The sequence below is a fragment of the Hansschlegelia beijingensis genome (assembly GCF_014196425.1).
Taxonomy (GTDB): Bacteria; Pseudomonadota; Alphaproteobacteria; order Rhizobiales; family Methylopilaceae; genus Methylopila; species Methylopila beijingensis.
Map to the genome: position 1 here is coordinate 455,535 of NZ_JACIDR010000001.1, position 25,949 is coordinate 481,483.

22 protein-coding genes and 1 other RNA gene are annotated in these 25,949 nt (G+C 69.6%); 6 read left to right on the forward strand and 17 right to left on the reverse strand.

The annotated features are described in order from the left end of the window. Positions 1-52: 52 nt before the first annotated feature. From GGR24_RS02085 to GGR24_RS02130, 10 genes are all read right to left on the reverse strand, one after another. Positions 53-829: an amino acid ABC transporter ATP-binding protein gene (locus tag GGR24_RS02085; protein WP_210286005.1), complete on the reverse strand. Its 777-nt coding sequence runs from the start codon at positions 827-829 to the stop codon at positions 53-55. A gap of 22 nt (positions 830-851) precedes the next feature. Further along, positions 852-1,742: an amino acid ABC transporter permease gene (locus tag GGR24_RS02090; RefSeq protein ID WP_183393630.1), complete on the reverse strand. Its 891-nt coding sequence runs from the start codon at positions 1,740-1,742 to the stop codon at positions 852-854. Beyond that, positions 1,739-2,497, reverse strand: a complete 759-nt coding sequence (locus tag GGR24_RS02095; RefSeq protein ID WP_183393631.1) for an amino acid ABC transporter permease — start codon at positions 2,495-2,497, stop codon at positions 1,739-1,741. Before GGR24_RS02095 ends, GGR24_RS02090 begins: the two co-directional genes overlap by 4 nt. An 86-nt stretch (positions 2,498-2,583) precedes the next feature. Next, on the reverse strand, positions 2,584-3,384 hold the full coding sequence (locus tag GGR24_RS02100) for a transporter substrate-binding domain-containing protein (RefSeq protein ID WP_183393632.1): 801 nt from the start codon (positions 3,382-3,384) through the stop codon (positions 2,584-2,586). Positions 3,385-3,664: 280 nt separating this feature from the next. Further along, a complete protein-coding gene (locus tag GGR24_RS02105; RefSeq protein ID WP_183393633.1) occupies positions 3,665-4,573 on the reverse strand; it encodes a LysR family transcriptional regulator in 909 nt (302 codons plus the stop codon). Positions 4,574-4,583: 10 nt separating this feature from the next. Beyond that, positions 4,584-5,621, reverse strand: a complete 1,038-nt coding sequence (locus GGR24_RS02110) for a YeiH family protein (protein ID WP_183393634.1) — start codon at positions 5,619-5,621, stop codon at positions 4,584-4,586. Positions 5,622-6,139: 518 nt separating this feature from the next. Continuing rightward, positions 6,140-6,498: a transfer-messenger RNA gene (ssrA, locus tag GGR24_RS02115) on the reverse strand. 30 nt (positions 6,499-6,528) lie between these two features. Continuing rightward, positions 6,529-6,783, reverse strand: coding sequence for a DUF6894 family protein (locus tag GGR24_RS02120; RefSeq protein ID WP_183393635.1), 255 nt, complete (start codon positions 6,781-6,783; stop codon positions 6,529-6,531). Positions 6,784-6,909: 126 nt separating this feature from the next. Further along, entirely contained in the window at positions 6,910-7,260 is a 351-nt protein-coding gene (locus tag GGR24_RS02125; RefSeq protein WP_183393636.1) for a hypothetical protein, read from the reverse strand. A gap of 90 nt (positions 7,261-7,350) precedes the next feature. Continuing rightward, complete coding sequence (locus tag GGR24_RS02130; protein WP_183394442.1) at positions 7,351-9,108, reverse strand: ABC transporter ATP-binding protein; 1,758 nt, start codon at positions 9,106-9,108, stop codon at positions 7,351-7,353. Positions 9,109-9,374: 266 nt separating this feature from the next. On the opposite strand from GGR24_RS02130, the gene GGR24_RS02135 reads away from it, so the two are divergent. The 6 genes from GGR24_RS02135 (at position 9,375) to GGR24_RS02160 (ending at position 18,099) form a co-directional block, all read left to right on the forward strand. Further along, positions 9,375-10,424: a ketopantoate reductase family protein gene (locus GGR24_RS02135; RefSeq protein WP_183393637.1), complete on the forward strand. Its 1,050-nt coding sequence runs from the start codon at positions 9,375-9,377 to the stop codon at positions 10,422-10,424. A gap of 174 nt (positions 10,425-10,598) precedes the next feature. Continuing rightward, complete coding sequence (locus GGR24_RS02140; protein ID WP_183393638.1) at positions 10,599-12,740, forward strand: heavy metal translocating P-type ATPase; 2,142 nt, start codon at positions 10,599-10,601, stop codon at positions 12,738-12,740. A 352-nt stretch (positions 12,741-13,092) separates the two neighbouring features. Further along, positions 13,093-13,818, forward strand: a complete 726-nt coding sequence (locus GGR24_RS02145) for a response regulator (protein WP_343066166.1) — start codon at positions 13,093-13,095, stop codon at positions 13,816-13,818. Then, positions 13,787-14,842 carry a cytochrome-c peroxidase gene (locus tag GGR24_RS02150; protein ID WP_183393640.1) on the forward strand — a complete coding sequence of 352 codons (1,056 nt, stop codon included), beginning with the start codon at positions 13,787-13,789 and terminating at the stop codon, positions 14,840-14,842. The genes GGR24_RS02145 and GGR24_RS02150 overlap by 32 nt, the downstream gene beginning before the upstream one ends. After that, entirely contained in the window at positions 14,839-17,304 is a 2,466-nt protein-coding gene (locus GGR24_RS02155; RefSeq protein ID WP_183393641.1) for a DAHL domain-containing protein, read from the forward strand. Before GGR24_RS02150 ends, GGR24_RS02155 begins: the two co-directional genes overlap by 4 nt. Before the next feature lie 159 nt (positions 17,305-17,463). Beyond that, on the forward strand, positions 17,464-18,099 hold the full coding sequence (locus GGR24_RS02160) for a hypothetical protein (protein ID WP_183393642.1): 636 nt from the start codon (positions 17,464-17,466) through the stop codon (positions 18,097-18,099). Between the two features lie 52 nt (positions 18,100-18,151). On the opposite strand, the gene tssG is transcribed toward GGR24_RS02160, so the two are convergent. From tssG to tssB, 7 genes are read right to left on the reverse strand one after another with little or no spacing between them, the layout of a single operon-like run. Continuing rightward, a complete protein-coding gene (gene tssG, locus GGR24_RS02165) occupies positions 18,152-19,264 on the reverse strand; it encodes a type VI secretion system baseplate subunit TssG (protein ID WP_183393643.1) in 1,113 nt (370 codons plus the stop codon). Beyond that, entirely contained in the window at positions 19,261-21,084 is a 1,824-nt protein-coding gene (gene tssF, locus GGR24_RS02170) for a type VI secretion system baseplate subunit TssF (RefSeq protein ID WP_183393644.1), read from the reverse strand. Before tssF ends, tssG begins: the two co-directional genes overlap by 4 nt. Before the next feature lie 2 nt (positions 21,085-21,086). Next, positions 21,087-21,578 carry a type VI secretion system baseplate subunit TssE gene (gene tssE / locus GGR24_RS02175; RefSeq protein ID WP_183393645.1) on the reverse strand — a complete coding sequence of 164 codons (492 nt, stop codon included), beginning with the start codon at positions 21,576-21,578 and terminating at the stop codon, positions 21,087-21,089. After that, positions 21,575-22,360 carry a type VI secretion system accessory protein TagJ gene (locus GGR24_RS02180; protein WP_183393646.1) on the reverse strand — a complete coding sequence of 262 codons (786 nt, stop codon included), beginning with the start codon at positions 22,358-22,360 and terminating at the stop codon, positions 21,575-21,577. Before GGR24_RS02180 ends, tssE begins: the two co-directional genes overlap by 4 nt. Before the next feature lie 36 nt (positions 22,361-22,396). Further along, positions 22,397-23,938: a type VI secretion system contractile sheath large subunit gene (gene tssC, locus GGR24_RS02185; RefSeq protein WP_183393647.1), complete on the reverse strand. Its 1,542-nt coding sequence runs from the start codon at positions 23,936-23,938 to the stop codon at positions 22,397-22,399. Further along, positions 23,935-25,425 (reverse strand): type VI secretion system contractile sheath large subunit, encoded by a 1,491-nt coding sequence (gene tssC / locus GGR24_RS02190; RefSeq protein ID WP_183393648.1) that lies wholly within the window; start codon positions 25,423-25,425, stop codon positions 23,935-23,937. The genes tssC (GGR24_RS02185) and tssC (GGR24_RS02190) overlap by 4 nt, the downstream gene beginning before the upstream one ends. A 1-nt stretch (position 25,426) precedes the next feature. Further along, entirely contained in the window at positions 25,427-25,939 is a 513-nt protein-coding gene (gene tssB, locus GGR24_RS02195; protein ID WP_183393649.1) for a type VI secretion system contractile sheath small subunit, read from the reverse strand. Positions 25,940-25,949 lie beyond the last annotated feature (10 nt).

Genomic DNA, 25,949 nt, shown 5'->3' on the forward strand with positions numbered 1-25,949 from the left:
CCGCCCGGCCAGGACGGCGACAGGGGGCGGGAGGGCTGGGCGCTCGCTCAGCTCAGAGGATCTGTCCGAGGAAGGCGCGCGTGCGTTCATCCTTCGCATTGGCGAAGAACTCCTCGGGCGGCCCATGCTCGACGATCACGCCGCGGTCGGTGAAGTAGATGTGGTCGGCGATCTCGCGGGCGAACTTCATCTCGTGGGTGACGAGGATGCAGGTCATGCCCTCTTCCGCGAGCTCCCGGATCGTGACGAGCACCTCCTTGACGGTCTCCGGATCGAGCGCCGCCGTCACCTCGTCGAACAGCATTATGTCGGGCCGCATCGCAAGCGACCGGGCGATCGCCACGCGCTGCTGCTGACCGCCTGAGAGCTCGCCCGGATAGCTGTTCTCCTTGCCCGTCAGCCGGACCTTGGCCAGGAGGCTGCGGGCCCGCTCCTCCACCTCCGCCTTGTTCTGCTTCAGCACCTGGATCGGCGCCATCATGACGTTCTGCAGGGCGGTCTTGTGCGGGAACAGGTTGTACTGCTGGAACACCATGCCGACCTTGCGGCGCAGCATCAGCTTGTCGAGAGCGGGATCGTTGACCTCCTGGTTCTCGACCAGGATGGAGCCCTGGTCGATCGGCACCAGCGCGTTGATGCAACGGATCAGGGTGGATTTGCCTGATCCCGACGGGCCGATGATGCAGACCACCTCGCCCTTCCGGACGTCGAACGAGACGTCCTTCAGCACCTCGAGCGCGCCGAACGACTTCCGCACGGACCGGATGCTGACGATCGGCTGATCCGGGGTCCAGGGGGCGGCGGCGGGTGCGCCGATGGGAGCTTTCAAGACCGGTCTCCTTGCCGTGCGGTCAGGTCTTCACGTGGAAGCGGCGCTCGAGATACTGCGTGGCCCGGTCGATCGGCCAGCAGTAGATGAAGAAGCACAGCATCGCGAAACCGTAGAGGGGCGCCAGCAGCTCCGGCCGGCCGCCCTCGGCGGCGTGAACCTCCGCGGTCAGCGTCAACATCTCGGACACGCCGACGAGGTTCGCCATCACGGTCGCCATCGTGATCAGCGAGTACAGGTTCATCCAGGGCGGCAGCATGCGCTTCACGCATTGGGGCAGGATGATCAGCCACAGCGTCTTGTTGCGCGAGAAGGCGAGGGATTCGGCGGCCTCCCACTGGCCGTTCGGGATCGAGCGGATCGCGCCGCGCAGCAGTTCCGCGACGTTCGCCATGACGGGCAGGCCGAAGCCGATGATCGCCTTCACCCAGTCCGGGAACGGGATGACGTAGCCGAACACGGTGAACTGGTACGGGATCATGAACATCGCGAAGAACAGCAGCACGAGCCACGGCGCGTTCCGGAAGAACTGCGTGGTGACCCAGGCGAACTGCCGGAGCCAGCGATGCTGGCTGATCTGCGCCAGACCGAGCATCAGCCCCGCGACCGTGCCGAGCGCCATGGCCAGCACGGAGATCAGGATGTTGAAGAGGAAGCCCTTCATCAGGAGGGGCAGCCACTTGATGATCACGGTCAACGCGGTCGCCGGCGCCTGTGTCAGCGCTTCGGCCGCGGGCGCCGCGGCCGGAGCGTCCGGGGCCTGCGCGTGGGCGACCGTCGCGATGAGCAGCACCGCGGTCACGAACAGGAGGCCGTGCCGCGTCGTGACGCGCGGCAGCGGCTCCGGCTCGCGGGGCCGCAACGGGAGCAGCACCGCCATGGGGCGGAACGGAGGATCGCGCTCCGGGGTCATCGGACGCCTCCCTGTCCGTAGCCCGGGATCGCCAGCGCGCGCTCCCACCGGTGCATCCCCCAGACCAGGACGCCGACCAGCAGAACGTAGACGACGAGCAGGGTGATCATCATCTCCGGCACGTTCTGGCGGTCCGTCCAGATCTGCTTGCAGACATAGAGCAACTCCGGAACCGCGATCGCATAGGCGAGCGACGTCACCTTGAGCAGGTTGACGAGATTGTTGTTCAGCGCCGGCAGGCAGACCCTGAGCGCGAGCGGCAGGACGATGTGGCGATAGACGCCAAGCCGCGTATAGCCGAGCGCCTCACCGGCCTCCTTGGTCGAATTCGGCACCGCCTCGATGCCCGAGCGGAAGATCTCGATGTTGAAGGCGCCTGCGAACAGCGACAGCGCGATGATCGCCCACTGCACCGAACTCAGCAGCGGCTGCATCATGCCGTCGGGGTCCTCGACGCGCGGCAGCAACGGGCTGAGGCCGAAGTAGAAGAACAGGATCTGGACGAGCGGCGGCGTGTTGCGGAAGAAGGTGACGAAGGCGTTCACCAGCCAGCGCACCGGCGCCAGCGGGGAACTCTGCGCCCAGGCGCCGACCGCGCCGATGATGAGGCTGAAAATGACGCCGACGACGCTGAGATAGATCGTCATCCAAAGGCCGGACAGGAACCGCGCCCGGTCCCAGGGATCATAGATGTAGCTTAGATTGATCCCGGTCGTCTCGTAGAGGCTTCGCGCCCACTCCGCCAATAGGTCCATCGGTCCTCGCGCCCGCCAAGGAGAAGCTTCGGGCCGGCCGTGGCCGGCCACAGGCGCGCCGGGTCAGGCCGGCGCGCCGCCCGAGCTCAGCCCTTGTGCTTGTCGCGCATGCGCAGCGAGTAGTCGGTGGGCTGGATGCCCCATTTCTGCTCTTCCTCGACCACCGTACCGTTCTTGAACCAGTCGATGGTGGTCTCGCTGAGGAACTTCTGGAAGCCGTCCTCGCCGTTCTTGACCGCCATGATCCACGGGGTCTCCAGGATGCCCGGAAGCGGCATGTGGTAGCCGGACTTCCATTCGTCGTCGAGCAGCTTCCCCTGGACGAAGGTCTGGTCATACAAGTAACCGATGCACTCACCCTGCTTCAGGGCGAACAGCGGCTTGTCCGAACCGTCGAAAGCCTTGATCTGGACGCCGTACTTCTCCGCGACATCCTTGTTGTAGAATGATCCCGAGGTGGCGCAGAGCGTCTTGCCCTTCAGGTCTTCCCAGTTGGTGTATTTCGCCTTCTTGTTCATCAGGACGTTGACCGAGTCGGAATAGTACTGCGGGTCGACCGCCAGCACGCTTCGGCGTCGCTCGGGCTTGTCCGACATCGTCGCGATCAGCAGGTCGATCTTGCCCTGGTTCAGGAACTCGATCCGGTTCGAGGCGACCACCGGCACGAGCTCCAGCTTCACGCCGAGCCGCTTGGCGATGTCTGCTGCGAGGTCGGGCTCGATCCCGACCACCGTTCCCGAGGGATCGCGGAAGCCGAACGGCTTGTAGTCCGCCTTGACCCCGACCACGAGCGTGCCGCGCTGCTTGACCTGCTCCATGACGTCCGCCGCGGCGGGCGCTGCTCCGGCCAGGAGCAGGGCGATCGAGCCGATGATCAGCTTCTTCATTGTCAGACATCCTTCCGGAGCGGCGTCTGGCGACGAGCCCAGACGTCCTGTCGCTTCTTAGCGTCACCAAAGTTGGAGCAGCGTCAAGCGGCGGCCAGCGAATGGCGCCCATGAATGCGCCTTGCCTTGATTGGAGGCGCGAAGGCGACCTAAAGCGCCCTGGAAGGAATCGGCAGGCGCCGAACCGGCCGGGGCGGGTGCGTGAGGGAGCGCGCGCCGCAGCCTGGAGGCAGAAGGGCTTCGCGAGACAAAGCGCGTCGCGGCGCTATGCGCGGTCGCCTCAGTCGGCCGATCTCGCGTCGGTCTCGGGGGGTGCGCCGAGGTCGGCCAGGAACGCCTTCAGCGCCTGCGTGACGTAGCGCTGCCGGTGCATCAGCGCGAGGAAGCGGCGGCGGGGCAGGGGGAAGCTGACCGCCACCAGGGAGCCGGCGCGCAGCGCCGCCTCGGCGACCAGCCGCGACATCACCGTCGCGCCGGCGCCGGCCTCCACCGCCGCCCGCACCGCCTCGTTGGAGGGCAGCTCCATCGCGACGTCGAGGTCGGCGAGCGAGAGCCCCGCGCTTTCGGCCGCCCGCTCCAGAATCGACCGGGTGCCGGAGCCCGGCTCGCGCAGCGTCCAGCGGCTGTCGGCGAGATTGCGCCCCTCGATGGCCCGGCCGTCGGCCCAGGGGTGGCCCGGCGCGACCACCAGCACGAGCTCGTCCTCGGCGACCGGAGCGACGCTGAGCGTCGGGTCCTCGGTCTCGCCCTCGACGATGCCGAGATCGGCGGTCCCCTCGCGCACCAGCTTGGCAACCGACTCGGTGTTGCCGATGGTCAGCTCGACCGACACCCCCGGGAACCGCTCCTGGTAGCGGTGGATCAGCGGCGGCAGCCAGTAGCTCGCGACCGTCTGGCTGGCGCCGAGCGCGAGCCGGCCCTTCTTCAGCCCGGCGAGATCGGCCAGCACCGTCTCGGCGGCGGCGGCGCGGGCCAGCACGGCGCGGGCCTCGTTCAGAAACAGCCGGCCCGCCTCGGTCAGCACGATCCTCCGGCCGACGCGGTCGAACAGCTTCGTGGCGTAGCGCGCCTCGAGCGTGGCGACGGCCGCGCTGGTGGCGGACTGCGTGAGATGCAGGTCGCCGGCGGCGCGGGTGACGTGCTCCCGCTCGGCGACCGCCACGAAGATCCGGAGCTGTTCGAGGGTCATCGGCCTTCTGTCATGCGGCGAGCTTCACGAGGACGAGGCTGAAGCCCGCGATGAATAGGAATGACGCGAGGCCGAGAAGCAAGGGCCGCAGACCCATCGCCCTGAGCTTCCGCAGGTCGGCCGAAAGCCCCATCGCGGCGAGCGCCGCCGAGAGCAGAAAGCCGGTCGCCGTCGCGACCGCGGCCTTGGCCTCGGCCGGTATGACGAAGACGCTGTTCAGGGCCGCGAGCGCCAGGAAGCCGAGCACGAACCACGGCATCGGCGCGCCGCCGCCGCCTTCGCCGCGCCGTGCCGCGAAGAAGCTTAGCGCGAGCACCGCCGGCGCGAGCAGGATGACCCGCGAGAGCTTGGCGATGGTCCCGAACTCGCCGGAGTCCTGGCCGTTCTGGAACGCTGCGGCGACCACCTGCGCGATCTCGTGAATCGAGGCGCCCGACCACAGTCCGTAGGCCTGCGGGTCGAGATGCAGCAGGCCCGGCAGCCACGGATAGAGGAACATGGCGATCGAGCCGAACACCGTGACGCACGCCACCGCATAGGCGACGTCCTCGTCCGAGCCGCGCGTCACCGTGTTGGCGGCGATCACCGCCGAGGCCCCGCAGATCGAGGTGCCGGCTGCGATCAGCTGCGCCAGCCGCGCCTCGACGCCGAGCAGCCGGCCAAGCCAGACCGTGAAGATGAAGGTCGCGCCGAGCGTGGCCGCGATCACCGCGAGGCCGCTGACCCCGACCTCGGCCACCTGGCCGAAGGTCAGCTGCAGCCCGAGCAGGATGATGGCGAGGCGCAGGATCCGGCGCAGCGAGAACGCCACCCCCGGGCCGGCGAGCGCCGGCATGCCGAACATGTTGCGCGCCGCCATGCCGATCACGATCGCCAGGATCATCGGGCTGAGCGCGGTGAAGCCCGTCGCCCAACGCGTCGCGTAGGCCAGCCCGGCGATCCCGAAGGCCAGCGCCAGGCCCGGCAGCAGCCGCCCGCCGGCCTGGGCGGCCGTCACCCAAACGGACGCCGGCTGCGGCAGCTCGGCCGCGTGATAATTCGTCGTCATCGTCGTTCTCCTCGAGGGGAGAAATGACGCATTGCGGTAGTTCAGAAAAACGAATTGTTCTCCTAGAAACGTTCGAGTTTATCGAACGATCGTGAGGGCGTCATTCCCTCCCCTCAGAGGGGAGGGTGGACGGGCGAAGCCCGGCCGGGTGGGGCGATCTCAGGACAGAACTCTACGCCCGAAGACCCCACACGACCCTTCGCTGCGCGAAGGGCCACCCTCCCCACGCTGTGCGTGAGGAGGGAGAAGAGGCGGCGCCGATAAGGGGCGCTCTTTCCCTCCCCCGCAGAGGGGAGGGTGGACGGGCGAAGCCCGGCCGGGTGGGGTGGTCTCAGGACAGAGTTCTATGCCCGAAGACCCCACCCGACCCTTCGCTGCGCGAAGGGCCACCTTCCCCACGCTGTGCGTGAGGAGGGTGAGGAGGCGGCGGTTGGGCGAAGGGCGGGCGAGCGCTCGCGCGGCGTCGACGCCAAGCGTCGCGCGGGCCGAGGAGCGAACGGAAACCTGAAGAAAGGGAAAGTGGAGGCTTCTGTTGCCAGGCGCCTCCGGGCCCCGCCCGACAGCTGCTAGACCGTCAGGACTTTAGGTTTGGTCTTTCAAACCGCTCACGCGGCCTGAGCAACCGGAGCATAGTTGTCGTTGGCAACTATAGAAAGGCCCGATAACGGCGGTACCATGCCGGGCAAAAGCCCGCCCTTTACGCCCCCGTCGATCCTGTTTCGCCCCCGCCGAAATCCGCGAACTTGCGCGGACTTTGGTGGAGGCGCCGGGTACTGCCCCCGGGTCCGAAGGGTTTATTGCGGCGAACGTTTATCACCATAGCCGGATGCCTCCGGCAGGATTGAATATAGGGGACCAGGCGGCGCCGCGAAAGGGGTGATCGCCCGCCCGGGCGCGATGTCGCGCGTCAGTACCGGCGGAACGAGGGCTTGATCTCGACGATGTCGGCGAACCTGACGGTCTCGACCAGCGCGCCGCCCTCGTCGCAGATCTCGATCCGGTCGCCGTCGAGCGGGCGGCCCTCCTCGATCTGTTCGGCCAGGATGTCGCGCGCGCCCACGATGGCCGCCGCGACGGCTTGGGCGAGCCCTTCGAACTCGGCTCCTTCGGCGTCTTCGGTGAAACCGTCACGGTCGCGGATGTGCAGAAAATATCGCGGCATCGGTCTCGGGCGCTCGGGTGACGCTTGCTTTCCCGCCTGCAACGGGGACGGGAGGGCAACCGTTCCACCAGAGCCGCGCCATCGACTGTGCGGTGACACAGGGCCGCGGACAGCGGCCCGGAAGCCTCACATGGCGAGGGCGAGGCGCCCCGCTTTGGACCGCCGGGCGCGGGGCATGGCCGACGCCGCGGCGCCGCGGCGGAGCTCGTCGATGACGCCCGCCAGGAAGCGCCGGCAGCGCGCGTTGACCGGGTTCGCGAGCTTGACGGGGAACATCGGGTCATAGGCCTCGAGCGACTTCAGGAGCGCCTCGAGCCGGAACAGCAGAAGGGCCCGCTCGTGGGCCAGCGAGCAGAGCAGCTCCCGCGACAGCTCGCCCGCGAACTCGCGGGCGCGGGAGCCGATCTCGTCGTCCTGCGCCAGGGCGCAGGACAGAAAGCGGGCTCGGGCCCTGCTCTCGACGCCTTCGATGTTCATCGCAGCCGTGCCTCGTCATGCCTGTCCGTGTCCCGAGCGGACCATGACGGCGATGACGGCTTGATGACGCGGCGGCGCCTCGGCCGGGCGTCAGGACTCCCGGCCGGCGAACTGCGCTTCGTGAAGGCTGCGATAGAGCCCGGCGCGGGCGAGCAGATCCTGGTGCCGCCCCTGCTCGACGCGGCCGCCGGCGTCCACCACCACGATGCGGTCGGCGTCGCGGACGGTCGCGAGCCGATGCGCGATGACCAGCGTGGTGCGCCCGCGGGCGAGCTCGCTGAGCGCCTGCTGGATCAGCCGCTCGGTCTCGGTGTCGAGCGCCGAGGTCGCCTCGTCGAGGATCAGGATGGGCGGGTTCTTCAGGAACATGCGGGCGATCGCCACGCGCTGCTTCTGGCCGCCAGAGAGCTTCACGCCGCGCTCGCCGATGATGGTGTCGAGCCCGTCCGGAAGCGAGGCCACGAGGCTCTCGAGCCGCGCGCGCCGGGCGGCGTCCATGATCTCGGCGTCGGAGGCGCCGAGGCGGCCATAGGCGATGTTCTCGCGGATCGTCCCGGCGAACAGGAACACGTCCTGCTGGACGACGCCGATCTGCCTGCGAAGCGAGGCGAGCGTCATGTCGCGGATGTCGATCCCGTCGATCGTGATCCGGCCTGAGGTCACCTCGTAGAACCGCGGCAGCAGCGAGCAGAGCGTGGTCTTGCCCGCGCCCGACGGTCCGACGAACGCCACCGTCTCGCCGGCCCCGATGGCGAGGTCGAGGTCGCGCAGGACCTCCCGCCCGCCCGAATAGCCGAAGCTCACCCCCTCGTAGCGGATGTCGCCGCGCAGCGACTTGACCTCGATCGCGCCCTGTCGGTCGACGATGTCCGGCTCGGTCTCCAGGAACTCCAGATAGCGGCGGAAGCCCGCGACGCCCTTCGGATAGGTCTCGATGACGGCGTTGATCTTCTCGATCGGCCGGAAGAACACCGTCACCAGCAGCAGGAAGCCAACGAAGCCGCCTTGGGTCAGCGAGCCGGTGATCACGAAATAGCTGCCGGCGATCATCACCACGAGCTGGGTGAGCCGCATGCTCAGATAGCTGAGCGACGTGCTCGCGGCCATGATCCGGTAGGCGTGCAGCTTGGTCGCGCGGTAGCGGACATTGTCCTGAGCGAACAGGCGGCGCTCGTGGTCCTCGTTGGCGAAGGCCTGCACCACCCGGATGCCGCCGACATTCTCCTCGATGCGGGCGTTGAAGGCGCCGACGCGGCCGTAGAGCTCGTGCCAGTTGCGCGTCATCCGCCCGCCATAGCGGCTCGTCACCCAGGCAGTGAGCGGCAGCGCCGCGGCGGTGATCAGCGCGAGCTTCACGTCGACCGAGAACATCAGCACGAAGGCCCCGATCACCGTCATCACGGCGATGAACAGGTCCTCGGGGCCGTGATGCGCGACCTCTCCGATCTCCTCCAGGTCCTTGGTCAGGCGGCCGATCAGGTGGCCGGTCTTCTGGTTGTCGAAGAAGCCGAAGGACAGCTTCTGGAGATGGTCGAACGCCTTGCGGCGCATCTCGGTCTCGATGTTGATGCCGAGCATGTGGCCCCAATAGGTGACCACCGCCATCAGACCGGTGTTCAGCAGGTAGATCGCCAGCAGGCCGAGCACGGCGAGCACGACCAGGCCCCAGTGCTGGCTCGGCAGCAGGTCGTCGACGAACATCTTGACCGCCAGCGGGAAGCCGAGCTCGAGCAGCCCCGACACGACCGCGCTGGAGAAGTCGAGGATGAAAAGCCGCTTGTGGGGTTTGTAGTAGCCGAAGAAGCGCCTCAGCGTCGGCTGCGCTCCGGGCGATCGCTGCGTGTCCATGGCGTGAGGCGATAGCGGCACCTGAGCCGCTCGTCCACCATGGTCGCGCGGCTGTTCAGGGAGAGCCGTCGGGCCGCCGCCGCCTTCATGGCCGCGCGCGATGCGGAAGCGGTCCCGAAACGCCTTCCTCAGGCGCTGGAATCCGCCGCCTCACGGGCCCAAGGACAGCGTTCGCCGTGGCATTGTGCATACCCAATGCGGCGAATTGTGCTGTCTTTCGAAACGCAGTAGGGAGGGAAAATTCTCGTGTGCATCCGGAAGAGAACATGGCTCGCAACATTCTAGTTCTTGGGGCGTCTTACGGCTCGTTGCTGGCGACGAAGCTGTTGATGGCGGGCCACAACGCTACGCTGGTGTGCCGGCAGAAGACTGCTGATCTGATCAATCGCGAAGGCACCGAAGTCCGCATCAAGCTGCGCGACGAGCCGACGCACCGGGCGATCTTCTCGCGCGACCAGCCGGGCCGGCTGGACGCCACGCCGCCGCAGGACGTCGACGTCTCGAAATACGACCTGGTCGTACTGGCGATGCAGGAGCCGCAATACGCCAACCACACGATCCGCGTGCTGATGATCAAGATCGCGGAGGCCGGGCTGCCCTGCCTCTCGCTCATGAACATGCCGCCGCTGCCCTACCTGAAGCGCATTCCGGCGCTCGCCGGCATGGACCTCGACGAGGCCTACACCAACGCCTCGGTGTGGGAGCGCTTCCAGCCGGGCCTGATGTCGCTCTGCTCGCCGGACCCGCAGGCGTTCCGCCCGCCGGAGGAAGGGGCGAACGTCCTGCATGTCGGCCTGCCGACCAACTTCAAGGCCGCGACCTTCGAGGACGAGGCGCACAACCAGCTCCTGCGCGAGCTCGAAGCCGACATCGACGCCGTCCGGATCGACGGCCACGACGTGCCAGTGAAGCTGAAGGTGTTCGATTCGCTGTTCGTGCCGCTCGCCAAATGGTCGATGCTGCTCACCGGCAATTATCGCTGCATCACCACCGGCGAGCCGCAGTCGATCCGCGACGCCGTGCATGGCGACCTCGAGCTCTCGCGGTCGATCTATGAGCATGTCGACGCCGTCGCTCGCCGGCTCGGGGCCGACCCGAGCGACCAGGTGCCGTTCGAGAAGTACGCCAAGGCGGCCGAAAGCCTGCTCAAGCCGTCCTCGGCGGCCCGCGCGGTGGCGAGCGGCGCGCCGTTCATCGAGCGCGTCGACCTGCTGGTGAGGCTGATCGAAGATCAGCTCGGCATGCCGAACGCCGAGATCGACCGCACCGTGAAGACGGTCGACGCCAGGCTGGGCGAGAGCATCGTTCCGGGCTGAGCTCCGAAGACGCGAAGCGGGAGCGCTCCGGCAGGAAGCGCTCCCGCGACGCTCTGCTTCTTCGCCCCCGGCGCCTCGCGGAAGAAGGCGGGTGACCATGCGGGCCCGCGGGCCATCGCCATCGCGACGGCCAGGGTCCATATCAAGCGTCACGTCGGGATTCGAGGTGACGAGATGGCCGCTGCGAGCGCGCTGAAGCTCCGCATCGAGGGCATGGACTGCGGGTCCTGCGCCCAGAAGATCGAGACCGCGATGCGCCGCCTGCCGGGCGTCGCCGAGGTCGAGGTCAGCGTCTCCGCGGCCTCCATGTCGATCACCGTCGACGAGGACCGCACCAGCCGCGCCGCCATCCGGGCCAAGATCGACGCGCTCGGGTTCAAGGCCCACGATCCCGCTGCGGCCGGCGCCGATCTTTCTCACGGTCACGATCACGGTCACGAGGAAGGCCCCTGGCACGCCTCCTCGAAGGGCCGGCTTGTGCTCGCGACAGGGGCGCTTCTGGCGGCGGCCTGGGCCGTGTCGCTGGCGGAGCCCGGCTGGGCGGCCTGGCCCTATGTGGCGGCCGCGGCGCTTGGCCTCGTGCCGATCGTCCGCCGCGCCGTCGTGGGCGCGCTCAACGGCACGCCCTTCAGCATCGAGACGCTGATGTCGGTCGCGGCGATCGGCGCGATCGCGATCGGCGAGGCGCCGGAGGCCGCGGTCGTGGTCTTCCTGTTCGCGGTCGGCGAACTGCTCGAGGGCGTCGCGGCGAGCCGCGCGCGGGCCGGCGTGAAGGCGCTGGCCGACCTCATCCCCAGAACCGCCCGGCGCGTCCGCGGCGACGCGGTCGAGACCGTGGCGGCCTCCGAGCTCGAGGTCGGCGACCTCGTCCTCGTCCGGCCGGGCGACCGCATCCCCTCCGACGGTTCGGTCGTCAGCGGGACCTCCGAGGTGAACGAGGCGCCGATCACCGGCGAGTCCCGTCCCGTCCCCAAGGAGGCCGGGGCGAGCGTCTACGCGGGCAGCATCAACGCCAATGGCGAGCTCCACGTCGCCATCACCAGGACCGCCGCCGACAACACGATCGCCCGCATCGTCCACATGGTCGAGGAGGCGCAAAGCTCGAAGGCGCCCACCGCCCGTTTCATCGAACGCTTCAGCCGCTGGTACACGCCGGCCGCGATGGCGCTCGCGCTCGCGGTCGTGGTCGGGCCGCCGCTTCTCGTCGGCGCCGACTGGCAGACCTGGATCTACCGCGGCCTCGCCGTGCTGCTCATCGCGTGTCCCTGCGCGCTCGTGATCTCGACGCCGGCGGCGGTCGCCTCGGGGCTCGCGTCGGGCGCGCGCCGCGGGCTGCTCATCAAGGGCGGCGCGGCGCTTGAGACGCTCGGCCGGATCAGGACGGTCGCGTTCGACAAGACGGGCACGCTGACCGAGGGGCGGCCGAGGGTCGTCGACGTGGCGGAGATCGGCGCGCCCGCCGAGGCGGTGCTCGCGAAGGCCGCGGCGGTCGAGCGCAGTTCGAGTCATCCGCTTGGCGCCGCGATCATCGAGGCGGCCGAGGCGCGCGGGCTCGAGATCCCCCGCGCGTTCGGCGGGATCGCGACGCCCGGCAAGGCGGTCACGGCCCGCATCTCCTCGGGCTTCGTGTCGGTCGGCTCTCCCCGTCACGCCGCCGAGCAAGGGATTCTGACAGCGGAGGCCGCCGAGCGCGTCGCCTCGCTCGAGAGCGAGGGCAATACGGTCGTCGCGGTCAGCGAGGGCAAGCGGCTGCTCGGCTTGGTCGCCCTGATGGACCGGCCGCGCGCCGACGCTGTCGCCGGGCTCGCCCGGCTCCGCTCGCTCGGCCTGCGCGCGGTCATGCTGACCGGCGACAATGCGCGCGCCGCGGCGACGATCGCGGGAGAGCTCGGCATCGAGCACCGGGCGGAACTGCTGCCGGCCGCCAAACTGGACGCGATCGCGGCTTACCGTGCGGACGGGCCGGTCGCGATGGTGGGCGACGGCGTGAACGACGCCCCGGCGCTCGCCGCGGCCTCGGTGGGCGTCGCCATGGGCGGCGGCGCGGACGTCGCGCTCGAGACCGCCGACGCCGCGCTGCTCAAGGACCGGGTCGGCGGGGTGGCGGAGCTGGTCGTGCTGTCGCGCGCGACGCTGGCGAACATCTGGACCAACGTCGCGCTCGCGCTCGGGCTGAAGGGCGCGTTCCTGGTTGCGACCCTGGCGGGCGCGACGCCGCTCTGGATGGCGATCCTCGCCGACACCGGCGCGACCGTGCTCGTCACCGCCAACGCGCTCCGGCTGCTGCGTTTCAATCCGTCGGACGCGTCAAGGTGAGGTCGCGCGGCTGAGGCCTCGACCTCCCCGGGCTCTCGCGTCGTTCGTTGCGTCTGTAACAGAAGCCGATTTTTCGGTAGCCGGGACGTAACTCTCCCGGCGCACCTCACGAATGTACGCTCGTGCCCCTTTTCGGCTCGGCGCGACCTGAGGTCGCGTCGTCGCCGGGCCCTTCGTTGAGAAGGGGCGGGGTTCGTTCGTCCTCGGCGGGGGCGGGAGATCGCGGCCCAGGATTGGGCGCATTCGCCCGATCCAGTCACCGCCGCCGGCCGAAAGTGTTCGATCAGATCTGACGCGGAAACGACTTGCGTGAACTTGGCGCGGCGCGTCATCCATTAGCAGCGGGGCGGGCGTGGCGCGGAAGTATCATGTCGCCGTCGTCGACGACGACGCATCAATGCGCGATCTGATCGGAGATTACCTGGTCAAGCACGGCTTTGACGTGAGCCGCGCCGCGGACAGCGTGGCGATGAAGCGGGCGTTGGCGTGGAAGCCCGCCGATCTCATCATGCTCGATCTTCAGCTCGGCGAAGAGAACGGCCTCGACGTCCTGCGCAAGCTCGACGGCGAGGACGACCTCCCGGTCATCATCATCACCGGCAATGGCGGGGAGGAGGCCGACAAGGTCGTCGGGCTGGAGCTCGGGGCCGACGATTACATCGTGAAGCCATTCGGCCTGCGGGAGATGCTGGCCCGCGTCCGGGCCGTCCTGCGACGGGCCGAGGGCGCCCGGGCCGCCGCCCGGCGGCGGGCGGAGCGCGCCGTCTACCGCTTCGCCGGATGGAAGCTCGCGATGAAGACGCGCGTGCTCACCGGACCGGACGGCGCGGCGACGCGGCTGACGGCGGGAGAGTTCAACCTGCTGGCGGCCTTCGTCCGCAACCCCCAGCATGTGCTGACGCGCGAGCAACTGCTCGGGGCGAGCCGCGTCCATGACGAGGAGGTGTTCGATCGAAGCATCGACGTGCAGATCCTCCGGCTCCGGCGAAAGCTCGAAGTGGATCCGACGCAGCCGAAGCTGATCCGCACGGAGCGAGGGGTCGGATATGTCTTCGCCGTCGCCGTCGAAGTCGTCTAGGCGCGGCGCGGCTCTCGCCCGGGTCCTCGCGCCGCTCGTCGGGGCCGCTCTCGTCGCCGGCGCGGTGTTCGCGATCGGCGGCTCGGGGGTCGGCCGCAGCTGGGGCGCCGCGCAGAGCTACGCGATCGCGCCGATCGTCCCGCTTCCCGTGGACCCTGCGAAAGCCGTGCTCGGGGGGATGCTGTTCGAGGACGAGCGGCTGTCCCATGACGATCAGACCTCCTGCGCCACGTGCCACGATCTGAAGAAGGGAGGGGTCGGCCCCAGCCCGGCCAAGCCGCGGAACGGCGCGAAGAGCGCCTTCGACACGCTCAGCGTCTTCAACGCCGTTTTCAACTACCGCCTGAACTGGCTGGGGGAGTTCAGCAGCCTGGAGGAGGCGATCGACTCGGCGGTCGACGATCCCGCCGAGCTCGCGACCAACTGGAACGACATGCTGACGAAGCTGAAGGCGGATCCTCTCTATGCCGACCGGTTCCGGGCGCTCTACGGCGGCGGCTGGGACAAGGCCGCCGTGCTGGACGCCCTCGTTCAGTTCCAGCGCACCCTCGTCACGCCGGACAGCCGGTTCGACCGGTTTCTGCGGGATCAGGAAGGCGCGATCACGGCGGAGGAGGAGAAGGGCTTTCGACTGTTCGAGGGCTTCGGCTGCATCGCCTGTCATCAGGGCCGCAACGTCGGGGGCAATCTCGTCCAGAAGTTCGGGGTGTTCGCGAAGCCGGCCGGCGACCGGAAGATGATGAAGCCGGCCGACCTCGGGCGCATCGCCATCACGGGTCTCGAGCGCGACCGGTTCGTGTTCCGCGTTCCAAGCCTCCGGAACGTCGCCGTGACGGCGCCGTATCTGCATGACGGCAGCGTCGCCTCGCTCGAGGAGGTCGTCGCGATCATGGGGCGGACGCAGCTCGGCCGCGAGCTCGGCACGTCGGACATCGACCTGATCGTGAAGTTCCTCCGGACCCTTACCGGGCGCTACCAGGGCGTGCCGCTCGACCAGGCCGAGGATGTCGGGGCCGCGAAGTGAAGCGTATCGGCGGGCCGGCTCTCATCGGCGCCCTGCTGCTGGTGTCTGTCTACCTGGTGACGCGCGGGGCCTTTCCGGACGCGACGCTGCATCAGCGCGTGCTGGTCGCCCTGATCGAAACCTTCCTCGACGACGCCGCGCTGCAGCGGGACGTGCTGCAGGCCCGCGCCGGAACGCTCGGCAACTACGACAGGCTCAACGAACGCATCGCGGAGCTGCGGCAGGCGACCGAAGAGCTGAAGGCCGCGAACTCGATCGCGTCGGGGGAGGCCAAGGCCGGCATCGAGGATGCGCTGGTCGAGCTCGACGACGCCGTCGCCGCCAAGGAGGACCTCGTCGAGCGCTTCAAGGGAGCGGTCGCGCTCACGCGGAACTCGGTGCGCATCTTCATCTACGCCGCCGAACGTATCAACGAGAGCAGCGCGGCCGCGGGCGCGGACTGGGCCGCCGCGATCTCGCAATCCGTGGTGGCGATCATGGCGTTTCTGGAACGCCCCGAGATCGACAATCGCGATCGCGCGATCGCGGCGCTGAAGGGGCTCGACGCCGAGGCCCAGAAGCCCGGCGCGCCAGCCGAGTTCAAGGAGCTCGCGCTCCACGGCAAGCTGCTGATCAACTACGTCCCTACGCTCGCCTTCCTCACCGACGAGATCCAGGGCGACGCCGTCCGGGATCGCGCGAAGACGCTCCGCTCCAGATATCTCGAGGCCTACAACGAGGCCGAGACGCACGCGGCGCGGATCCAGGCCTTCCTCGTCCTGAGCGCTATCGGCCTCTGCCTTCTCAATTTCTTCCTGATCGTGCGCCTCGGCGTGGGCGCGCGGCGCCTCGAGCGGCGCGCGTCGCTGGAGCGCGCGGCCGCCACCATATCGGGGCGCTTCATCGCGCTTCCCTGGCGCCAGACGGCGGACGCCGTGCGGTTCGCGCTGGAGCGGCTCGCCGAGCAGACCGGGGCCGACGAGATCGACCTGCTGGTCCTCGACGACGACCGGCAGATCGACGAGAAGCACCACTGGCCGCCGTCCGGAGGCGGGCTCTCGGACGCCGAGACGGCCGCCGTGCTGTCGCTTTCGGAAGGCGCCACCGGCCCGCTGATTCATTCGGTGCGTGACGCGCAGGGCAAGTTCGTGGAGTCACGGGCCGTCCTCAAGTTCCCGCTTCAGGGGCCGGGACGCTCCGCCGGCTTCCTCGTGCTGAGGGCGCAGGATCCGAGCGCGCGTTTCGTCGACGAGGACCGCGCCCTGCTCGGAATGGTGGGCGACATCTTCCGCTCCGCCCTCGAACGATCGCGCAACGAGAAGGAGCGCCACGCGCTTCAGACGCAGCTGTCCCGCGCCCAGCGGCTCGAGGCGCTCGGCACGCTCGCCGGCAGCGTCGCGCACGAGTTCAACAACATCCTCGGCGCCATAAGGGGGCATGCCGAGTTCGCGTCCGACACGCTTCGGCGGGACGGGCCGGCGCGGCGCCACATCGCGCAGATCCTCACCGCCAGCGCCCGGGCCCAGACCGTGATCGACCGGATCCTAGCCTTCGGCCGCCGGCGGCGCGAGCACAACCGTCCGTTCGACGCCAGCCAGGCGCTGGAGGAGGCGCTGACCCTGCTGCGCGCCTCGCTGCCGGTGGGCATCGAGTTCAAGACCCAGATCGCCCCTGACGTGATCCTCCACGGCGAGGTGACCGAGCTTCAGCAGATCGTGCTCAACCTCTGCACGAACGCGGCGCACGCGATGAACGGGGAGGGCGTCGTCACGGTCGAGCTGTCACGGGTGAAGCTCGACGGCGATCGCGCGCCGGCTCTGCGCCGCCTGCCGGCCGGCTGGTGCGCGCGCATCGCGGTGGCGGACCACGGCAGCGGCATCGCGCCGGGCATGCTGGACCGCATCTTCGAGCCGTTCTTCACGACGAAGAGGGTCGGCGTGGGGACGGGCCTCGGCCTGTCGACCGTCCAGGAGATCGTGGAGGCCTGGGGCGGCGGGTTGACCGTGTCGAGCGCGCTCGGCGCCGGCACCGTGATGCAGGTCTACCTGCCGGTCTCGCGCCAGAGCGCCCTGAACCAGGACAAGGGCGCCGCGCGCGGCAGCGGGGAGACGGTCCTGATCGCCGAGCGCGACCGTCAGGCGCTCGAGCGCGACGAGGAGATCCTAGCGGCACTCGGCTACGAACCCGTCGGCTTTACGGACGCCGGCCAGGCGCTCGCCGCGATCCGCGCAGAGCCGGACCGGTTCCAGATCGGCGTCATCGACGACCGTTTCGCGCGCGAGACCGGCGTCGACCTGCCCCGGCGCATCGCCGAGATCGGAGCGGGCTTCCCCCTCCTGCTCATCGCCCATTCCGAAGAGGAAGCCGACGCCGCCTATCTGAAGGAGGTCGGCGTGTCCGACGTTCTGCGGAGACCGCTCCGGCTGCGCGACATCGCGGACGCGCTCTCGCGGCGCAAGGCCAAGGCGTCCCAGGGCGGCTGAATCCGGCGTGGCCGGCGATCCGGCCGGGCATGGCCGTCCGCCGCGGTTTCAGCCGTAGCCGAGAAACGGCGTGCGGAAACCATACACAGTCCCGGCGACGGCACCCTCGGGGGAGACGGACGCGTCGCGCCCGCTTGCCCACGCTACGAGGGACCGCCAATGGTCGAAAGCCTCCGCACGCCCGAGACCTTTTCCGACTTCAGCCACACGCCGCCCGCTATCAAGACCACCGAGGCGCTCACGCTCTACAACCCCTTCTACTACGACCTCTCGACCACCCCGCTCGCGATCGACCCCGAGTGGGCGGCGGCGCCCGGGATCACGCTGAACTGGCTCGCGCAGACGATCGACGGCCAGACGCGGCTCGTCTTTGGGGTGGAGGCCGACACGCCGGCGAACTTCCTCGCCTTCGCCGACCGTTTCGCAATGGGGCACAACCTGACGGAGCAAGACGCCGCCCGTCTGTGCTTCACGGGGCACCCGACGCTCGCGCATATCGGGACCGGCGCGCCCCAGGGTCGCGACCTCAGAGGAAGGGACCTCGCCGGTTACGTGGGCAGTCTCCAGAACTACACCGGGGTGATCGGCGGCGAGCTGAGGCGTCAGCACGACGAGTGGTGGATCAACGATCAATCCGGCCGCTATGGCAGCCAGCGACAGTCGCGGGGGCCCAACGCGGCGGAGCTCAGGCTGGACAACCCGGCGCGAATGGCGGCCTTTCGGAAGGAGCTGATGACCATCGTGAAGAGGAAGTTCAGCGAATCCGCGAGTCTCGACGTGCAGTTCGCTCCTTGATGCGGTGAAGCGCCCGGCGTTACGGCCAGTCGATCGGCGAACGATCGCCTGATCACGCCGCTTCCGCGATCCGGGCCGAGGAGAACGTCGCCTCGGCCGCGTCGCGCCTTCGCCCCCCGCTGACCGGAAGCCATCCGGTCCAGCCGAGCCTGCAGGGGGCGTCGGGACCAAGGGTCGGGGCCGGAACGGCCGGCGCCGCCAGCACGGGGTTCACCGCAAAGCCGGTCGCGGCGCCGAGATAGGCCCGGGCGAGCGCAGCCAGACGCTCGAGCAGCGCGCCGCCGGGAAGCAGGGCGTTGAACTCCTCCAGATCAAGCGGCCCGATCCTCAACGTGATCCGGGACTGGATGTCCCATGCGCGCGCGCCGATGGCGGCGTCGACGCCAAGCCGATTGAAGCGGCCCGCGCCGGCCCTCGGCAGCATCGTCATCTGCCCCTGGCCAAGCTCAAGCCACCCCCCGGTGAATTGCTCGACGGCGACCGGCCGTCCCAGCCATTCCGAAAGAAGGCTCTCGAGCCGGTCGGCCGAGCGGGGGCGGGCGGAAAAGGCGCCCGAATAGAACAGCAGCGGCTCCAGCCCTGGACGCGCGCGCGCCTGCAGATCGGGGGCGGCGTATCCGACCAGAGCGAGCAGCGCGTCGCGGATCCCGTCTTGTGGGGAAACGGTCGCGTCCGCGCCGCCGATCGCTGCGGCGTCGGCCGATCGCGCGGGGCGATACTTGAGGCCCGCGGCGGCGAACTGGGCCGCCGGCCGCTGGACCAGCAGGTCCAGAAACTGGCCGAGCGCACCGGACCGGTTGCGCGCCTCCGAGATCGCCAGCTCCGTGTAGGACCGCGGCAGGACGCCGGCCGGCCCCGTCAGCCCAAGGAGGCCCGTCCTCACGATGAAGCCGCCGTCGTCGGATCGGCGGATGGCGAGCACGTCGCTCGGGACGAAGGCGAGGCCGAGCGCGGCTTCATGCCGGACGGCGCTTCCGGGATCGCCGCGCCCGCTCGCGCGCCTCAGGACCGACAGGGCGGCGTCGAATGAGAAGCGCGCGGGCTCGTCCAGCAGGGTCTGCAGCAGGGAGCGGCGCGCCGCGTCCGGCGAGACGCGTGGGAGAACAGGCGCTAAGCTCGTCCGGCCGAGCTCGCCCGCGGCGGGAGCGGATCCGTCGCGCGTCACAGCAGCGCCTGCGCGCCCGCGCGGGGCGGATATCGCACGACCGGGCCGGGCCGCCCGCGCAGCATGACCTCCGTCCTGACGAAGGAGTTGACCGTGGCGTGCAGCGCCAGGAACCGCTCCAGCACCGTCGCGAGCAGGAACAGGCCGCCGCTCTCCCAGGCGTCCTTCTCGAAGGTCAAGGTCACGTCGAGTCCCCGGCAGAAGCTACCGCGCCTGGCCCCCGGAACCCGGGCGGTCGCGTCGGACGAACGGACGTCGACCAGCGCCGCGATCGCCGCGCGCGTCTCGGCGGTGTCGCGCACGTCGTAAAGCCGAAGCGCTTCGCGAAGCGTCCCGGCCGCCTCCTGCCCACCGACGATCGACAGGTGGCCGAGCGAGAGGTGCGAAATCAGCCGCCAGCTCCGCGGCTCGTGAAGCGGCGGCCGCCAAGACGGGGTCGGCGCGGTCAGACAGGCGATGCGCGAGACGGAGCTCAATCCGTCCTGGGCGAACAGGCGAGGCTGGTCGCCCCCGAACGGAAGCTGCGCGGGAAGCTCCCGATTGGTGCAGAGCGCGTCGACGGAGAGAACCTTGTCGGCCGGTCGGTTCACGTCCAGCTCGGGATAGAAGGGCGCCAGCAGAACCTCCGACCCGCCTGCGGCGCCCGGGCTGTCGCGCCTCGCGGTGGCGTAGAAGCCGGCGGGCGCCTCTCCGGCGTGAAGCGCGCCGACGTTCCTGTAAAAGGGAAGCAGCGGGGCGCTGGAGCCGTCGTCGGCGATCTCCCGCACCTGCTCCACGCTCCAGACCTCGTAGGCCCGCGGACTCTGGTAATCCGGGACGAGGGGATATTCGACGCGGGCGCCGTCGACCTCGACGGGCTCGCATCGCCGGGGGAACAGGTTCACGATCGGCGTGCAGCCGAGCGCCAGCGTCTCGGCGCGCACCGAGCGTTCGAGCGCAGGGGCCGCCTGGTCGAAATAGATGAACAGCTCCAGGCGGCCGCTGTCCTGCACGAGCGTGCGCGCGCCCAGTCCCGCGATGTCCACGAACAGGAATTTCTCGGGCAGGGCGAAGTATTCCGTCAGGAGCCGGAACCCGGAGAACGATCGCGCCGGCCATGGGCACAGGGCCTCCTCCGGCGCGAAGCCGACGGGGCGCAGGCTCGCCGCCGGCAGGAGGGTCGGCCGGTCGTCGTTCGGCCCGTCGGCCAGGGCGAGGCCGACCGTGTGGGCGCACAGCAACTCGTAAAGCGGAAGCGTCTGCTCCGATGGGCCGCGCAGAAAGAAGCGCAGCTCATCCGTCTCTAGTTCGGCGAAGGTGGCTTCCGGGTCCGTGAGGCGCAGCACGACCCTCAGGCTGGCGCGCGCCCCCGGCGCCGCCGGGTTCGCCGGCGCGGTCAGCGGGAGGCCCGAGAGGCGCGCGCTCTCGACCTCGATCGGCCAGAGCGTGGCGGGATAGACCGTCCGGTAGCGGATCGGCTCGCCGGCGACCGGTTCGGTCTCGAGCATCGTTCCCGCCGGGACGACGACCGGGACGCGGAGATCCGGCTTGCAGCCGAACTGCGCGATCGCGGCCGACGGAGTCGGGCGGAGATAATTGGGGTAGAGGACGCCGAGCAGCGCGTCGGTGAGCTCCGGCAGCTCGTCGTCGAGCCGCTGATGCGTCCGCGCGGTCAGGAAGGCCACACCCTCGAGCAGCCTCTCCACATGGGGATCGTCGACCTTGTCGCCGCTCAGCCGCAGGCGGCCCGCGATCTTGGGATGCGCGTCGGCGAATTCACGCGCGAGACCCCGCAGCGCCTCGAGTTCCCGGTTGTAGGAGAACAGCAGCGCGTCATCCACGGTCAGACCTCCTCGGCCAGCCGGAGCACGACGTCCGCGGTCGTGGTGTCGACCAGCGTGTCGAAGCTGATGGGTTCGGGACTCGGGTCGATCATCAGGAGCCCGCCGATGCTGAGGGCGAGCGTGGCCCGGAGCGTCGAGGCCTGTTCGGCGAGACGGACCTGAACCTGGCCCAGCCGGGGCTCGAAGCGCCGGATGGCGTCCTCGATCTCCGCCCGGAAGTCCTCCCGGGCCTCCTCGTCGTTGAAGGCGCCGGCCGTCAGGTCCGGGACGCCGTATCCGAGAGGCGACGTGCGCAGCGCCGGCCAGGCGACGGACCGCCAGGGGCGGCGGGCGTTGAGCAGGTGCTCGACGTCGCGCTGAACGGCGGATCTGAGGTCCTCGACCGTCTGGGAGGTGGTCTTCGTCCTGTCCCTTGCCCTCTGGGGCTCGGCGTCGAGCAGCCGGTCGAGCACGGAGGCTCTCGCCCGCAGAGGCTTTGACGCGGCGCTCATGCGAACTCCACCGAGCGGAGGTCGCCGAGAGCGACGCCATCGTCGCCGGCCAGAAAAATCCTCTGGCCGCTGCCGCGCACGGGCGCCGTGTCGGTCCAGTCGGTGCGCCGGCCGAGGCGCAGCTCGTCGTCGGCCGTCGGCCCGTCATAGAGCGCAGGCAGGTAGACGTCGCCCTGCGGGCCGTCCCGCACGGTCAGCGTGCAGCGCCGCCAGAACAGGTCGCGCGGCCGCTCCTGCGGGTGCAGCTCCATGCTGACCACCCGTTCGAGCGGCGCCCAGAAATACTTCCCGGTGGTGGTCAGAACCTCGAGGCTGCCGCCGCAAAGGTCGTCGGCGTCACGGAAATCCTCGAACGCCGCGCCGTTCGCCTGACCGGAGACGGACGGGCGGAGCCGCTCCGCCGCCTCCGCGGCCGCGGCCGCGCCGGCGTCGTCCCCGTCGCGCAGCGCGACGACCACGCCGAGCGCGGCCTTCTGGCTCTCGGTGGGCTCGCCCAAGAACTCCGGGAGACGGCCTTCGCCGAAAAGCTGCCGTCGCGCGGTCGCGGCCCGGAGCAGCTGCCGGAACTCGGCGACCACCAGCGCCGCCCCCGGCTCGATCGCCTCCGCCGCCGCCATCATGTCGTCCGCCCGCTTGAACTCGCCCGCGAACAGCAGGAGCTCGGCGAGCAGAAGGCGCGGCGCGACGTCGGCCGGGCGCTTCTGGACGCTCGAGGCGGCCGCCGCGATCGCTTCGGCGAGCCTGCCCTGCCGGAAGAAGGCTCCGGCGTCATGGCTGTCCATTCTCTGCCTCCATTCTCTTCGGGTTCGTCGGACGGCTCATGCGGCGGCGCCCGGGGCGCCGAGGCCGGTGACCAGGCGGAAGGTCGTCGAGAGATCGTCGAGCTGATGGTGCGGCTGCAGGTGGATCACGCAGCCATAGGCGCCCGGGCGCCCGGGCGTCTCGCGGACCTGCACCGAGGCCGCGACGAGCGGGTGGCGGGCGCGGCCGTCCGCCGACTGGCCGGGGTTCACATTGGTGTAGCGGGCGAGCCATGCGGACAGGCGTCGCTCGATGGCTGCGGCGTCCGCGAGCGAGCCGGTCAGCTCCCGTCCGATGATCTTCACGTAATGGGCGAAGCGGGAGACGCAGAGCATCGCGCTGATCTGCGCCGAGAGCCGCCTGTTGGCGAGGAAGGCCGTGGGCTCGCGCCCGGGCGCGCCGGGCGGCGTCGCGTGCAGGCTGTGGACCGAGGCGAACGCCGCGCCGCCATGCGGCAGCGTGTTGAGCGGCATGATCCCCGCGAGCACGAGATCGCGCTCCTGGCGATCCGTCAGCGCGAGGTCGAGCGGCGACCGCTCCCAGCGGGTCCTCTCGCCGAGGACGAACGCCTCGCCCGGAAGGTCCAGCACGAGGCCGCCGCCGATCCGGTCGATGCTGACGCCCCGGATGTCGGCCGGCCAGCCATGGGCGGCGAACGCTCGCCCGACCGTGGCCGCGAAGGCGTAGCCGGCGACGAACCAGGTCCGCTCGCGGGCGCTCGGGGCGTGCTCCCGGTACCAGAGGCTGCCGGGATGCTCCGACCAGGGCGGCCGCGCCAGGATGCGGGGCATGGTCACGCTCAGGAAGCGCGCCTCCTCACGGGAGGCGAGGGCCCGCCAGCGCGCGTGGTCGGGCCCGGCGAACTGCGCCGTGACGTCGTGCGACAGAACGAGGTCGGCGAAGTCGTCGACCCCGAGAAGGCCGGGCGAGGCCGTCAGAACCACGGGGGCGAAGGCCGCGGCCGCGATCGCCGCGAGCGCCTCCATCACCACGACGTCGTCGATCGGCGCCGGGTCGCCCGGACGGCGCGGCGCGGGCCTGTGCCGGACTTCATGGTCCACGACCAGCAGGCCAAAAGGCTCTCCGCCCGCATGGCCGAACTCGTTCTCGTAGATCAGCCTGAAGAGGTGCGACTGGTCGAACTCGATCGCCCGCGAGAGGTCGCGCTCGAGTTCGCGCCAGCTCGCCGCCAGCAGCGAGATCTTCAGCCGCTTGCCCGGCTCGAAGCGCTCCACGAGCCAGTCGAGCCCGCGCCACGACCCTTCAAGCCGCCTGAGCCGGGGGTGATGCAGCACGGCGTCGAGCTGCGCCGTCAGAAGCCGGTCGATCAGGACGAGGTCGCGGTCGATCAGCCCGCGCAGTCGCGCGGGGTCGGCAGCCAGGGTCTCCATGGCTTCCGGACCGAACCAGCGCGTGAGCGCGCCCGCGTCGCTGTCGAGGAACAGCGCGAGATCGTCGCCGAAGTCGGCGGCCCCGGCCAGGCTGTGGCGCCCGCTCAGGAGCAGCGCGCGCAGCCCGGCCCGAGCCGCGGGCGCGTCCTGAGCCGTAAGGCCGGTCAAACCCGCTCCGGGATGCGAGCGACCATGCGCATGCTGGTGGTGAGCTCCTCGAACTGGAGCCAGGGGCGCAGGAAGGCGACGGCGTTGAACGCTCCCGGGCGTCCCGGGATCTCCTGCACCTCGATCCGCGCCTCGCGCAGCGGATAGCGCGCCTTGTTCTCGGGGCCGGCGTCCTCGTTGGTGTTGACGTAGTTCTGGATCCAGCGGTTGAGCCAGCGCTCGCAGTCGTCGGCCTCCATGAAGCTGCCGATCTTGTCCCGCGCCATGACCTTCAGGTAATGGGCGAAACGTCCTGTCGCGAGGATGTACGGAAGACGCGCCGAGATCCGTGCGTTGGCGTTGGCCTCCGGCCGATCGTATTCCTTTGGCTTCTGCGCCGTCTGGCCGCCGAAGAACACCGCGTTGTCTTCGTTTTTGTAGTGGCAGAGCGGCAGGAAGCCGAGGTTCGACAGCTCGTATTCGCGCCGGTCGGTGATGCCGATCTCCGTCGGGCATTTGGCGTCGAGGTCGCCGTCGTCCGACATGAAGATGTGCGTCGGCAGGTTCTCCACCTTGCCGCCGCCCTCCGCGCCGCGGATGGCGGTGCAGAAGCCGTATTTGGCGAACGCTTCCGTCAGCCGCGTGCCCATGACGAAGGCGGCGTTCATCCAGCAGTAGTGGTCGTGCTCCATCTGGAGCGGCGCGCCGTTCGGGTCGATCGGCGCCTCCTCGTAGCCGAACTCGTCGATCGGGCTGGTCCGGGCGCCGTAGGGAAGCCGGGCGAGGACGCGCGGCATGACGAGCGAGACGAAGCGGCTGTCCTCGCTTTCGCGGAACCCGCGCCACTTCTGGTACTCGACGGTGTCGAAGATCTTGGCGAGGTCGCGCGGCCGCGACAGGTCGCTCCACCGCTCGAAGCCCATCAGCGAGGCGCCGGCGGCGGAGATGAACGGCGCGAACGCCGCCGCGCTGACGCTGGAGATCAGCCGCAGGGCCTCGATGTCCTCGGGGTGGTTGGTCCACTCATAGTCGCCGATCAGCGCGCCGTAGGGTTCGCCGCCGGGCGTGCCGAACTCGTTCTCGTAGATCTTGCGGAACAGCAGGCTCTGGTCGAACTCGACCGAGCGCGTCAGGTCGCGATGCAGCTCGCGCTTCGAGGCGTTGACGATCCTGATCTTCAGGTTCGTGCTCGTCTCGGTGTTCATGACGAGGTAGTGCAGGCCGCGCCAGCTGCCTTCGAGCTTGAGAAAGCGCTCGTCATGCATGACGGCGTTGAGCTGCGACGACAGCGCCTCGTCGATCTGCCGGATCGCCGCCTCGATGGTGCGGCCGAGGTTTTGATCGAAGCTGACGGTGCCCCTGTTGGCTTCCTCGATCAGCGTTCGCACCAGCTCCTGGGCTCGGCTGGGCTCGGTCTGGCGCGTCGCCGACACGACCTGGTCGAGCAGGCTGACGGCGTCGGTCGCCGGCGCGGCTTCGGCGAGGCCCTGGGTCTCGGTGTCGGCCATGTCAGTCGTCCTTTCCGGCGGCTTCGACGCCGAGCTCGCCCGCGATGGCGTCGAGGTCGGCCCTGTTCTTCAGGATCTTCTCCAGCAGCAGCTCGAGGTTCTCGGACCTGTCGGCCTTGCTCATGAGGTCGCGCAGGCGATTGCGGGTCTCGAGCAGGGTCTTCAGCGCCGGCACCTGGTCGAGCACCCTGCCGGGCTCGAAATCCTCGATGCTGTTGAAGGCGAGGTCGACGGCCATCGAGCTGCCGTCGCCGGCGAGCTTGTTCTCGACCTTGAGCTTCAGGCCGGGCGCGAGCCGCCGCATGACCTCGTTGAAGTTGTCGCGGTCGATCTGGATGAACTTCCGCTCGGCGAACGGCCGCAGCGGCTTGGTCGGATCGCCCGAGAAATCGCCCACGACGCCGACCACGAAGGGAAGCTCCCGGACGATCTCCGCGCCCTCGGTCTCGACCTCGTAGGTGATGTGGACCCGCGGCCGGCGCACGCGCGCGAGCTTCTCGTGGATGCTGGGCATGGTTTGCGCT